This window comes from Dietzia sp. 111N12-1, assembly GCF_001658045.1.
GTDB classification, from domain to species: domain Bacteria; phylum Actinomycetota; class Actinomycetes; order Mycobacteriales; family Mycobacteriaceae; genus Dietzia; species Dietzia kunjamensis.
Genome location: NZ_LSSV01000050.1, coordinates 1 through 12,313 on the forward strand (window position 1 = coordinate 1; position 12,313 = coordinate 12,313).

9 protein-coding genes and 1 pseudogene are annotated in these 12,313 nt (G+C 61.2%); 4 read left to right on the forward strand and 6 right to left on the reverse strand.

Annotation, left to right across the window (positions count from 1 at the left end; genetic code table 11):
• Nucleotides 1-151 precede the first annotated feature (151 nt).
• Together AYO52_RS12860 and AYO52_RS18955 are read left to right on the forward strand one after the other, a co-directional pair.
• Nucleotides 152-1,156: an alpha/beta hydrolase gene (locus AYO52_RS12860; RefSeq protein WP_067718033.1), complete on the forward strand. Its 1,005-nt coding sequence runs from the start codon at nucleotides 152-154 to the stop codon at nucleotides 1,154-1,156.
• Nucleotides 1,157-1,288: 132 nt separating this feature from the next.
• Nucleotides 1,289-1,495: pseudogene (locus tag AYO52_RS18955) on the forward strand (sucrase ferredoxin); the annotation flags it as partial.
• Nucleotides 1,496-1,525: 30 nt separating this feature from the next.
• Here the strand turns inward: AYO52_RS18955 and AYO52_RS12865 are convergent.
• From AYO52_RS12865 to AYO52_RS12875, 3 genes are all read right to left on the reverse strand, one after another.
• The gene (locus AYO52_RS12865) at nucleotides 1,526-2,497 is read right to left on the reverse strand and encodes a VOC family protein (RefSeq protein ID WP_067718036.1); all 972 of its coding nucleotides are present in this window, start codon (nucleotides 2,495-2,497) and stop codon (nucleotides 1,526-1,528) included.
• Nucleotides 2,498-3,138: 641 nt separating this feature from the next.
• Nucleotides 3,139-3,867, reverse strand: coding sequence for a hypothetical protein (locus AYO52_RS18350; RefSeq protein WP_156523605.1), 729 nt, complete (start codon nucleotides 3,865-3,867; stop codon nucleotides 3,139-3,141).
• 88 nt (nucleotides 3,868-3,955) lie between these two features.
• A complete protein-coding gene (locus tag AYO52_RS12875) occupies nucleotides 3,956-4,372 on the reverse strand; it encodes a very short patch repair endonuclease (protein ID WP_256388224.1) in 417 nt (138 codons plus the stop codon).
• A 58-nt stretch (nucleotides 4,373-4,430) separates the two neighbouring features.
• Here AYO52_RS12875 and AYO52_RS17810 point away from each other — a divergent pair, with 58 nt between their 5' ends.
• Both AYO52_RS17810 and AYO52_RS17815 read left to right on the forward strand, forming a co-directional pair.
• The gene (locus AYO52_RS17810) at nucleotides 4,431-5,573 is read left to right on the forward strand and encodes a DNA cytosine methyltransferase (RefSeq protein WP_082923998.1); all 1,143 of its coding nucleotides are present in this window, start codon (nucleotides 4,431-4,433) and stop codon (nucleotides 5,571-5,573) included.
• The gene (locus tag AYO52_RS17815; protein WP_082923999.1) at nucleotides 5,551-6,648 is read left to right on the forward strand and encodes a NaeI family type II restriction endonuclease; all 1,098 of its coding nucleotides are present in this window, start codon (nucleotides 5,551-5,553) and stop codon (nucleotides 6,646-6,648) included. The genes AYO52_RS17810 and AYO52_RS17815 overlap by 23 nt, the downstream gene beginning before the upstream one ends.
• A gap of 16 nt (nucleotides 6,649-6,664) precedes the next feature.
• Here the strand turns inward: AYO52_RS17815 and AYO52_RS12880 are convergent, their stop codons facing one another.
• The 3 genes from AYO52_RS12880 to AYO52_RS17825 are packed head-to-tail and all read right to left on the reverse strand — an operon-like array spanning nucleotide 6,665 to nucleotide 12,106.
• Nucleotides 6,665-9,616: a Z1 domain-containing protein gene (locus AYO52_RS12880; protein ID WP_067718044.1), complete on the reverse strand. Its 2,952-nt coding sequence runs from the start codon at nucleotides 9,614-9,616 to the stop codon at nucleotides 6,665-6,667.
• 9 nt (nucleotides 9,617-9,625) lie between these two features.
• A complete protein-coding gene (locus AYO52_RS17820; RefSeq protein WP_172812169.1) occupies nucleotides 9,626-10,591 on the reverse strand; it encodes a PD-(D/E)XK motif protein in 966 nt (321 codons plus the stop codon).
• 6 nt (nucleotides 10,592-10,597) lie between these two features.
• Entirely contained in the window at nucleotides 10,598-12,106 is a 1,509-nt protein-coding gene (locus AYO52_RS17825; protein WP_082924001.1) for an ATP-binding protein, read from the reverse strand.
• Nucleotides 12,107-12,313 lie beyond the last annotated feature (207 nt).

The window sequence follows — 12,313 nt, forward strand, 5'->3', positions numbered from 1 at the left end:
ACGAACTAACGGAGATGCCCACTAGGCGCGGGGCGCTGGCCAGGCTGGGTGCCGCGTTCCCCCGCCTGGCGTCCGCCCTCCTGCCGCTGATGGCCGCCAAGGGTCGCCGGAAGCAGCGCACTCTCCTACGAACGCAAGGATCGTCCCGCTCTTGACCACTCGGACAGACCCCTCCGTTACCATCCATCGTGAGGTCGACCTGCAGTCCCGGTTGCTCTACTGGGCCGGGCGGGCGACGCTCCGTCAGGTGTACCGCTTCTGGCCCATGACCGGCGCCGGGATCCGGGGGCTGGCCGCAGTCGAGCGCGGGTTCTCGCGACTGGCGGGCCCCGCCGGGGTGCGAGTGGAACGGACCGTGCTCGGCGGCACCGCGGCCGAGACCTCGACCCCCGATTCCGTCGGCCCGGACGCACTGGCCGACGTGACCGTGCTCTACCTCCACGGGGGCGCGTTCGTCTTCTGCGGCCCCGGCACCCACCGTGGGCTCTGCGGCCGGCTGGCGATGGACCTCGGCGTGACCGTGCACTCGCTGGACTACCGGATGCTGCCGGAGGTCGACCTGGCGACCGTGGTCGCGGATGCCTACGCCGGGTATCGCGCTCTGTCCGAGCAACTGCCCGCGGATCGCCGGATCGTGGTGGCCGGGGACTCGGCGGGCGGGTACCTGGCCGCCGCGATTTGCGAGTTGGCCGCCCGCGACGGCGTCCGCCAGCCCGCCGCGATGGTGGGTTACTCGCCCCTGCTCGACGTCGATGGCGAGGTGCGTGAGGGGCCGTGGGCCACGCGCGACTCCTACCAACCGGCCGTCACGGTGCAGCGGTTCCAGAGGCTGTGGCAGCACCACGCCGACGGGCTGGAGAGCAGCCGCTCGATGCTCACCTGCGATCCGGAGGTGTTCCCGCCGACGCTGATCACCCTGGCTGCGGGCGAACTCGTGGAACCGGCCGCGCTCCAGCTGACCGAACGCCTCCACGCGGCCGGGCGGCCCGTCGAGACCCATCGGTGGTACTCGGCAGTCCACGCGTTCCCGGTGCTCGCCGGCCTGACCCCGCACAGCCGCCACGCCGGCGCGATCACGGCCGAGTTCTTGCGCCGGACGATGACGGCGCCGGTCTCACAGCACCCTCTCTCAAGACATGCACGAGATGGGTCTTGACCGTGCCTTCGGACAGGTGCAGCGACTCGGCGGGCTGCCGGTTGCTCGAGCCCCCTCGGTCACGGCGCGCAGGACCTCGGACTCCCGGTCCGTGAGCACCGGCCGAGGACCACGCATCCGGCTCAGTAGCCGGGCGGCGACCGCTTTGCCGCGACGATGCTCGTCCTGCCGCACGGCCTCTTCTACGGCCGCGTCGACCAGGCGGAGGACCCGGCCGACATCGTCACCGCCTACGCCGAGGAGCGGGTCGACGAGCGGTACCTGCGTGGACGCAGTAGCCACTCGGCGGCCGTGCAGAGCGCCCAGCACCATGCCCGCGCGGTGGTGGGAGCTGATCGAGGTCAGGGGCGCGTAGGGCGCGTCAGTGCGTCAGACGCTCTCCACCACGGGCTCGGACAGGGAGTCTGCCACGGCCTCGGCGGCGGTCTCCTCGAGCGGGATGGTGCAGGCCAGGGGCTCGCTGCCGGACCAGTCGTGGCCCCAGTAGCTGTCGGCGGTGATGTTCTGCGGCAGGTACTGGTCCTCGTCCACCATGAGGCCGTCGTAGCCGAACTCGATGTCCCAGCCGCCGGGCGCGCGCAGGTAGTAGGACACCATCTTGTCGTTGGTGTGGCGGCCGAGGGTGGAGGAGATGCCGAACCCGTGCTCGGTGGTGCGTTCCATGGCCTGGGCGACCATGTCCATCTCGGCCACCTCGAGCATGATGTGCACGATCCCCGGGCCCATGTGCGGGGCGGGCATCACGGCGAAGCTGTGGTGGCGCGGGTTGACGCCCATGAACTGGATGCGCAGCGGCGGCATGCCGGGGGCGGCCGGGAACGGGAACGCGCCGCGGGTGTGGAAGCCCAGCACGTCGCGGTAGAAGCCGATGGTGGCGTCGTAGTCGGTGGTGGGGACCACGAGGTGGCCCAGGCCCAGCTCGTCGGTGACGAACTCGGTGCGGTACTTGGTGGAGACCTTGGAGTGGTCAAGCTCGGCGCCGTGGAAGATCTCCAGGCGCTGGCCGCAGGGGTCCTCCAGGGTGATGGCGCCGTCGACCTTGATGGCCTGCGTCTCGTCGTGGGTGAGGTCCCGGTAGGCGATGCCGTGCTCGGTGAGGGTGGCCCGGACGCGGTCTAGGGCGATCTCGTCGCGCACTTCCCAGCCCACGGCGGCGAGATCGTCCTTCTCGGCGCGGCGCAGCGTGATGCGGCGCGCGCGCTCGTCGAGGCGCAGGTGGAGGGTGTCGTCGTCGCCCCCGGCGCCCACGCCCAGGTCCAGCACGTCGTGGGCGAGGGTGCGCCAGCGGTCGAGGTCGGTGGTGTCGATCCTGAGGTAGCCGAGGGCCCGGATGTCGCCCATGGAGTGTCCTTTCGCCGATGAGGGTCCCGGCGTGCCGGGGGTGCCGCCGTCCGTCGCGCCGCGCGCCCGGGCGAGGGATGAGGACACTGTGACCGCGTTGTGGCGCGCGTCACCGGTCGATTCCGGTGGATGGGAAAGGTGCAGGTCGACTGGTGGGTTACGCCGGGCGGGGCCGGTTGGATCTAAGTGTTGGCTTTGCTCGCGCCGCACCCGGAGCGCGCGAGCGTCTCCTGGTGATCGCCGAGCACACTGACGCCTGGATGACCGTGCTTCGGGCGATGCTGCGTACTCCGCGTCGACCAGGTGGCCGCCGCCGCGACCGACCTGATTCGCCAGCGCTAGCACTTCCATGAACGACTACGCGTTGGCAGCGCCTGGGCCAACTCGAGGCTGAGCCGTCGAGCGCGGAAGGTTCTCACCCTCGCGGCGCTTATCGCTCCCGTCCACCCCGAGGAGCTGGCGATACACCTCGCGCGGTCCGCGCCGACGGGTTCAGCGACGATGAGATCCGCGACATTCTGCTTCAGACAGCCGTATGCCGCGGCGCGCCCGACGCAACGTAGGGGTCGGGAGCGCGGAGCAGACACCTGGAGGGGCGAAGGGCGGCAGCTCATCGAAGGCGTGAGAACGAGCCTGCAGTGTCAGTCGGGGAGATCGCCGGTCTCGATCCAGTGCCGCCACGCGTACGGCGCGCGGAGGTTGGCCACCGCAGCCGGGATCGTTTCGTCTCGACGGTCGTTTATCCAACCCCAGTCGACCCTCCCACCTGTATCCCCGAGGGGGCATAGGCGTATGTCAAAGGCCACATTGTCGAACGGGACGCCGTCGGAATCGACCTGGCGCACAGGGGAATGGGCCTCGAGAAGGCCAAGTCCGACAAAGCGCACGAAGCCTTTGTGGACCAACCCCTTGCCTTCGAGCTCTGCGGACTCGCCCCGGAACAAGGCGATCGGCGGTGCGAGCTGTCGCTCCATTCGGGCCGTCGATCGAAAAAGCGGCGCTAGCGACAGCAGAGCCTTGTTTCCCAGGGCGTGGTGGGCGCTTTCAGACGTCGTCGGCTTGCTGTCACCAAAGTACCGAACGTGGCCGGATTTCAGGTCATAGTCGTCATGCCACGGGGTCGTCTCAGTCCCTGCCTTCCTGGGGCTGGATCGCAGAAGGACAACCGATCTGCGGCGACCGTCAGGTGCGATTACCTCTTTCGGGACGTTGATACCGCGCTCGAGTTGGAGGATCGGTTGGCCGGCTACTCGCGGCCGCAGGGCATACTTGAAATTCTCATAGCCATCGGCAGTTGCTCGTTCTGGGCCAGCGTTCCTCGAGTAGCGATAAACAATATTTTGTTCCACCCATTGGTAATCGACTTTCACGCGGCTATCGAATCATGGTGGTGTGTGGCTCGGGGCGGGATGGAGGTATTCGCGGCCGATGGTCGTTTGCTCGTCCCGATCGAGTATGTCACTCATCAAGGCGCGCCTCGATTGTCGACACGATCTCGTCGATTAATTGGTGTTCCCAGAATCGGAGCACTTGCCATCCCTCCGCCTCCCACAGCCTGGTCGTCTCGATATCGCGCGCGATGTTCGTCTCGATCTTCTCCCGCCAGAAGTCACTGTTCCGCTTTGGCCAGGTCCGGTGCACGGGGCAACCGTGCCAGAAGCACCCGTCGATGAGCACCGCGACCTTCTTGCGAGGAAACAAGATGTCGGACGTGCGACGTATGGTCGCGACCGGTCGGCGGTTGACGAAGAACCTCCGGCCCCGACGGTGCAGTTCGCGTCTGACGGCCAGCTCCGGCCCAGTATCGCGGCCGCGGTTCGCGCGCATGCTGCGTCGAACGCCAGGGGAGGAGGCCCAGGAAGCATTGTCGGACACTACCCGACTGTATCGAGGCGGTTCGGGGCCGCCCCGCCGAAAGCATAGGATGGATGCCATGACAGAGACCCTCAGCTTGATCGACCTCTTCGCTGGCTGTGGAGGAATGACGGTCGGCTTCGCCCGCGAGGGCTTTCGTTCGGACTTGGCCGTCGAGTTCGACTTCGCCGCCGCCGCTACCTATGCGCAGAACTTCGGCGAGGCGCATACCTTCTTCGGTGACATCGCCGATTTGGCGGACGAGGATATCCCCGAGGTTGACGTCGTTATAGGCGGGCCGCCTTGCCAGGGCTTCTCGAATTTGGGTAGCCGCGATGTCAACGACCCGCGAAACAAGTTGTGGAAGGAATATCTTCGTGTCGTGACGCACGCGCGCCCCAAGGTCTTTGTGCTGGAAAACGTGCAGAGATTCTCCAAAAGTCCTGAATTCGAGCTACTACTAGCGGAAGCGGATCATGGGTGCATCGAGGAGTACGAACTGCGCTGGGGAGTTCTTCTCGCATCGGACTACGGGGTTGCCCAGCGGCGACCTCGAACGATCGTCATCGGATCGCGAATAGGCCCAATCGAACCACCCGCTCCGACGCACGCACGGATGGCTCATGGGCACGTCAAGCCATGGAAAACGGTCAGAGAGCGTATTGATGGTCTGCCAGAGCATCCGAAGACAACGGATCTGCCAGCGCGAACTACCGAAGTGTTTGGTGCGGCGGTCCAAGGGCCCTTTTCTATGGAAGAGTTGCATTTCGGGCGCAATCCCCGGCCTATCTCGCTTGAGAGGTACGACCATGTGCCCCCGGGTGGCGGACGTTTCGACCTCCCGGATCACCTCTTGCCCCGCTGCTGGAGGGAGAAGACCAGTGGAACGACGGACGTAATGGGACGAATGAGGTGGGACGCGCCCTCCCTTACCATTCGAACCGAGTTCTTTAAGCCGGAGAAGGGACAGTACCTGCACCCTCAGTGGGAGGCAGACGACCCAGACCGCCGGGTCAATCGAGTCATCACGCATCGGGAGGCGGCGCTCCTGCAAGACTTCCCTTCAGACTATAAGTGGTGCGGTTCGAAAACCGAGATCGCTAAGCAGATCGGGAATGCAGTGCCTGCTGGCTTAGCGGCCGCCGTGGCCAAGCAAGTGAAGGCAGCCATTACATCCGCGGGACAGGAGACAGACGAGGATGGACTCGCAGAAGCTGTCTAAAGAAGATTGGGCTTGGCTAGACCTCGACCTTTCGGTTCACGCACCAGCGAGTGAGGAGCCGAGAAATCTCCGTTTACGGACGAAGAGAGCATTCCCGCCACTGCCAACAAAAGCAGGGCGACCTCGCGTCTCGAACGGGCCGGGTCCAGCCGATGGTCTAGACAAACCGTCCGACCCAGCCATTGAGCTAGTCAGACAGGCGCTGCTTCAAGCGGACCCCGACGGTTCCCGGATTGCTTTTGCGCTCCGTGAAGCTCTAGACCAAGTTTACGACGGCAGACGCACAGGTCGATGGGACTTCACTCAGTTGTCTAAGACGGAGAAGACGCACATCGGCACCCTTGTTGAAATCTGGCTGCAGCGGGAGTTCGAGTTCGACGATGGGCTCGATCTCGACTTCTCGATCGCCGGCGTGGACGTCGATTGCAAATGGTCTAGGAACCTGTACGGGTGGGAGATCCCCATGGAGATGTACAGTCGCGGACACAAGATCGCGATGCTGATCTGGGGAAATGAAGACTCAGCTCGCTGGGCATTAGGACTACTGCGGATCTCGGAAGACATGCTGAAACCACTAGGGGGACAGCGGGACCGCAAGAGGCAGCTAAGCGACCTGGGACGCGCGAATATCACATGGGTTTACCGCTCCGCGACGATGATTCGCAACGCCCTTGTGCACCATCCCGCAACCGCAATAAAGATGCGGGACGCGAGATCGGGACAGGAAGCCGTCCGCACAATTTTCAGGGAGATCCAAGGCGAGCTCATAAACCACGCCACTATAGAAACCGCTGGCCAGCAGGTAGATTCGAGCAAACGTGTTCGGGACGCCCGTAAAGCACTTCGGAACGAAGGACTGATTATCCTCGGGCACTACGATCCGCACCCGCGCATTGCGGAGGAACTCGGTCTGCCGAGGCCGACTCTGGGCCGGTTCGTCGCGGTCCGAGTAGCTCGTTGTAGCGAAGTCGACGCAGGCCCCAGTGCGGGGATCGGCGGTCAGAGGTGGCGCGTCGCAACCGCCGATGACGCGCCTCAGCCCGCCCCGATTCTCCCGAAGCAGGGCAAAGGCTGAGGCGTGGGCCTACCTACTAAGTCACCGCCGCGAGATTCACTGTCACGTCATCGGGTCGGTTGCGGTTCATCACCGACCAAGTAATTTGCTTGTCGACTCGGATAGCCTTCCGCGGGACGGCGATCGAGATGAGCCCGATCGCGTCGTCTGCTCCGACGTCCGCATTGCCGCTCGGGTCGGAGTCTGACGTCACCGACAGAAGAACGATGCCTCGGGCATCGGAGGCCCCGAATCGCGGAATCGCCTCGCCTCGGGTCACTCTCCGCGCGGCTTCGCGATGCTTGCGGTCAGACCCGACGAAGTCGGATCGTCCAGCCCGGCGGCTGCGCGTTACTACTGGAATCGAGGTAGGCAGTCCGGCCGCTGCCAACTTCCGATCGTTGTTCTTCGGAACCGGGAGCATAACGAGCCAGTCGGCGATCTCCTTTCTCTGGGTAGCCGTTTTTATAAACATGGTTACGGTGTCCAGATTGCTCCGCGCGTTATCGTTCCAGTGCATCTGAGACAAGAGATCACCGAATGCGGAGGCCGGTATCAAGCCCGCAAGGAAGTTCACATCGCCGGAGCCCTCGCCCTGTATCTTATACCCCAGCTTGATGGGTGCGCTATCGAGGCGTTTCAGCAGCGGCATTGTCACATTAGCGAAATTCTCTTTAAGCTCTGAAGAGCCGCGTTCAGGTAGGCCATATAGATCCTGGACATCAATTGGCGCTTTATTAGTGATGACTGCGTTCCACATCTTGTTCCTCGCGGTGGGCTTCAGCCAAGGGAGATGCTGGCTGACCAAGGGTGGGATATGACGAGGTTCCAGGGTGGGGCGTCCGGACGCGTCAAAGCCAGCGTACTTGGTCAACTCGTCGCGGAACGCCTCTTCGTCTAGAAGAAGCGCCTCGAAAGACTTATAAAGGTCCATCCGCGGATTATTGTCCCTCTTGATGTACAGACGGACGAGGTCCTTATAGCCGGGGCGAAAGCCAAACCACCTACCCGCCTGCATCAACGTGTCTGCTTGGCCGGTCTTTCTTCTGAAGAAGGAAACGGTGAGCCCCTCGATGGTGAAGCCGCGGCTAAGCTGAGCCCCGCCGACGAGAATCTTCCAAACCGAGTCGGCTTCAAAGTCCAGGCGCTTCTGTTGCTCCTGTACCTGTTTGTCTGAATTAACAATGAGCACGGGATCGCCGTCGATCGTCATCTTAGCAAGGGCTTGCTGGATGAATGGTTTGAGCTCATCGAAATTACTCGGCACTGGATCGCCATTGGCGCGTGCGACCATGACGGGCAGTAAGTCCTCCTCATATAGCCGCCGGAGTCTGCTCAGCCCCAGGGACGAGCCGAACAATGATTGCGACCAAATCCGACGCACGTCTTCCGCGGCTGCAGCGTGGGCCGCCTGCGTAGTGGCCTCGTGAATCAACATAGTATGGTGTCGGAATCTCAAGGAAGAGCACCCCTGCCGATAGAGCTTTATGGCTCCAGACAAAACCCATGAGTCCAGTGCGTTCTGTAGTTCCTCGTACCGCAAGTCGGGGGACGCCTTAGGGTCGCCGAGGAGATTTCTGACATAGGCCTTCTCATTAGAGTTAGCAAAGGTCCGTGGCTCGTCGTCGTAGTTTCTAGCGATGTCGTGGAAATGCCTCACCCCCATGTAGCCGGGGGGCGGCTTAAGGGAAAGTACGAAATCGGAAGGAAAAAGGTCGCGATCATCATCCGGATCAACGAAAACGTTAGCGAACGGGGTGGCGGTATAACCGACGTACTGCGCCCGTGGGCATATCGCAAGGATCTGTGTGATTAGCTCGTTAATGGCGGTGCGCTTACGGGCGACCATTGTATCTTTTTTCCACTTGTCCGGATTTGTGGTGTCGACCGAAGCCTGATCGGACTCGTCGTCAATGATCAAAACGGGTAGCTGTGACAAGTCACCCTTCAGAGGTTTAAGATCCTGGATAAGCTTCTTGAGCGGTGCGGAGTTCTTCTTCACAACCGCTACATAGGCACCGGAGTCGAAAAGGTTATCCTCGTCGTTGAGGGGTTTGCGCTTGTTTTTTCGCGCGAACTTCATCTTCGTCATCGCCTGCGGTAGCCGCTTGTAGTCACTCTGATGGCTGGTGACGCGCGCAATCTCGGCGACGCCAGGCTGAAGTAGGCCGTCACCATGCTTCACGAACTTTCCGTCTAACCAGTCCCTGTCAAATTGGTAGTCCAGTTCTTTCAGTACCGCTGGATCAGTCGGATCCTGCCCTGAAAGAATGTTCTCTTCCCCCATCAGCTCCATATCCAGCCGTCGCTGGGTCTGAGACCTAAGGATCTCGATCGTGCCTGTGAGGACGATTACGAGACGGTAGCCAGCGTCGATGGCTTTGGCAGCCACCCCAGTGAAGTTCGCCGTCTTTCCGCTCTGGACATATCCGACGACCAGGCCCTTTGTTTGCTTTATTTCCTCCCGCGTAGGCCGACTGAGCCGGCTAACAACGTCAGTTGTGGTTTCGTCCAGCGCGGCTATAGCTTCTTCAGGCCATTGCTTAACTTCGCGCAGGTATCTCTCGTAGTCGTTCCAGTACATATTTGCCCGGCGCGGTCGCTCGTCCGCGTACCACGGTTCAAACTCGCGCGAGATGACGACGGCGGGCTTCTCGAAGATGTCAACTCTCTGGTCGAAAGCTGCAACCGAATTTGGACCGAGCTTGAGCGCGGGATAGATCACCTTACGTCGCGAAACTGTATGGGGGGCGGTGCCGCCAAAGTCAATTGTGTCAGTTGCGTCCCACCAAGCGAGCGCTGAGCGAGCGCGAGTCAGCGCTATATCGTTTTCTTTTGCGGCTGATATAAATGACGCTAGGTCGTTGTCGGAGACTGATTCTTGCGACAGCAACTCCACAATCTCGAGCAAGGGGCGGGGCTCTTTCCCCTTCAAAACCTCAAATGCGCGCTTCAGGTCATCTGCCCATATCGGACGTTCGTCGGCCATGATTGATTCCTATTCTTCGACGAAGCCGTCGATTGGGTGTCGGGGACTGGAATGGGGAAGGTTGGTCACGTCGATGCGGTAGGAGACCTCAGAGATGAGGTCGGGGCGTGAGCAGTGGTTAGCGACCACTCGCGGAGTCAGCGCGGGAAAATCTTCATCGATCACATACGCACGGGGAGTCGTGCGTAGAGTAAGTGTCGGTGCGTATGTGCCGTCTGGGTGCCATCCAGCGGATCGCAGCAGGTCATCTAATAGATGCTGATAACCGCGCGTCTCCGAGCGTACTGTTCCCACGAGCGCATCTAGTGATGTCCCCGTCTGCGAGCTTCCCCCGGTGAGCTGAATTGAGACGAGAACCAGGGGTTTATTCGTTGTAGGTTGGAGCTGTGCGAGTCCTGCAATAACGTGGCTGCGAGTTTCGCGGACGGTTGTCTTTACTTCGAAGTCGGCAGAGGGGAATACGAAATCGTGCTCCTCGCCAATCGGGCCCTGCCACGAATCCAGCGCAAGCGCTGGCCCGACTTTCTTGATCAGGTGGCGGAGCATGAGTAGCTCGCCAAACAGGCCGATCTGTCTTTCCGTTCCGAGCGACGGCTGGGCTTCAAGTACGTGGCGATGGGCGGTTATTGCGCCATTTACCGCGTCAGCGAGTGGATAGCCTTCGGTTTGCAAATTATCCGCAATGGTTGCGAGGAAACTGTAGGCACCGAAGATGTCGTTGTCGGCGGCGACCGCGATCTCGGAGTGCTCATCGCCGTTCTCGGCGCTAATTGCGTAGCTGACGTTACGAAGATGCTTAATTTTCGGAGCTGGAACTTGGAAAGGGGTTACCAGGGTGAGCTTCGAGTGAGCGGGCTCGAGCCGGAGCCAGCATTCCGGCTGGCCGCTGATGGCTAGCTGAATGGGGGCGCCGCTAGCCCAAAGGTGATCTACGGTTTGCAGTGTAAGTCGACGGACGTCGTCTCGGATTTCCAAGATAGATCAGTCATTCTCTAGGCGGGCAATTTCGGATCTGGCGGTTTCCCCTAATATAGCGTTCCAGAGGTTGAGGTTGTCTCTATCGCGAGATCCGAGGTACTCGCCCTCGAATATCTCGTGTGTCAGTAGATAAAGCGCTGCCTTGAGTGTAGGCGCGTCATTTAAGCTTCCACCCTGTGGGGCGAATAGCTTGCGGTAGCGATTGTTAAGCCAGAGCGTCCGAGTGGGGTGGTCGGCGTCGAGGAACTGACCGGGGGGAAGTCGTTTCCACTTAATCGACATCGGGTCGATCGCTATCATAGGTAGTTCGCTGGCGATTCGCTTTCGAAGCAGCGGATCAAAGCCTACGAGTGCAGGGATGGCAGGCTTCCGCTTAGCGCTTCTCTTGCTGGCCGTTCGATGTACTCCCTCGGCGGTCTCGAGGTACTGAGAAAAGGTGGTGCCGTCCTTGCTTTTCGCCTTCAGGACCGACTGGAGAAATGCGGGCTCGAACTTCACCCCGTCCTTTTCAGGGTTCATCGTGATGAACGTACCTAAAGCCTCAGGCTCATCGATTACGACTCGAGCAAGCTGACGTTGGGCCGTGCTAGCGGTCACTGACGACCACCCGCCGGCTTTGAGTAGCCGATTATTCCTGTATACGAAGAACCCCTGATGGTCACGCCCGGTCCGGTTGCCGATGCGGAAACCTGTCTTGTCGATTTTGGGGGGCCATATATGACAATGTAACTGAATTCTAGAGTTTCCTGTGCGTGCCGAGAGAGTCCGCGGGTAGTCGGGATGGCCGGAGGCCGGGTAACCGAACGGGTCGATTGCTAGTACCGGGGTGCCGGGATTTGACGGGGAGCGCGATATCTCATCAACGACGACGGACAGCTGGGCTTCGCCGGATTCGATCAGCCTGTGGAAGGTTAAGCCAAGGTGCATGCGGAGAGAGTTAGCCGTCCTCTCCAACCATGCGTTCGCTTCGGTTGGATCGGTACCGACGAACGCATTACGTGGTCGAGTCCAAACCACGGCCGTTGCTGACGCTGTTGCAGCAAGTGCGCGGCGCTGTCGGAAGAACTTTCTGGCTGCGTCTGTGGATAGAATGTCACAACTGAAATCGCGCGCGAAGTCTTGTCTTCTGATTCGGCGGCCGACGGGATCATGTCCGTTGCGTTTCGACCAGACTGTCAGCTCTTCTGCATTTCCGAAGCTTGCGGCTTTCAGGCCCATGCCGAAATGGCCGAGGTCGCTCGAGGAATACTCGCGGCGATGTCCAATTGTCAGAGCTCTGTCGATCTCCTGGGCGTTCATGCCGTGGCCGTCGTCGATTGTCTCGACCTGGGTGAGATAGCCGTTCTTGGTCAGGAGCCGGACTATTATCTTCTCTGCGCCGGCGTCGAGGCTGTTGTCTACGAGGTCGGCAATTGCTGACTCCAGGGTGTGCTTAGTTCCAAGGCTGTCAACGAGGCCGGAGTCCGGGGTTAGTTTAATTTCGCCAACCACATCGCTTGCTGACCTCGTCACTGCTCCCTCTCCGAACTCGGAACACGGCTATCGTAAGCGCAAGTCCATCGTAGTTGCCGGAGTTCAGTTAACCAGGCAACGGGTGTCGACTCGGCAGGAATGACCCCTTGTAGGTCAGCTTCGCGGCCTTACGTATAGATTCTGTTGGGCGATGAGCACATAAGAAGCCGGTCCCGAGGGGGTCTGACCTGACTTCCACAAGTTTTA

What these genes read in the sequence shown, in the direction of transcription:
- AYO52_RS12865 (WP_067718036.1), bottom strand. Translation starts at nt 2,497, where the DNA reads ATGGGCGACATCCGGGCCCTCGGCTACCTCAGGATCGACACCACCGAC.
- AYO52_RS17810 (WP_082923998.1), top strand. Translation starts at nt 4,431, where the DNA reads ATGACAGAGACCCTCAGCTTGATCGACCTCTTCGCTGGCTGTGGAGGA.
- AYO52_RS17815 (WP_082923999.1), top strand. Translation starts at nt 5,551, where the DNA reads ATGGACTCGCAGAAGCTGTCTAAAGAAGATTGGGCTTGGCTAGACCTC.
- AYO52_RS12880 (WP_067718044.1), bottom strand. Translation starts at nt 9,616, where the DNA reads ATGGCCGACGAACGTCCGATATGGGCAGATGACCTGAAGCGCGCATTT.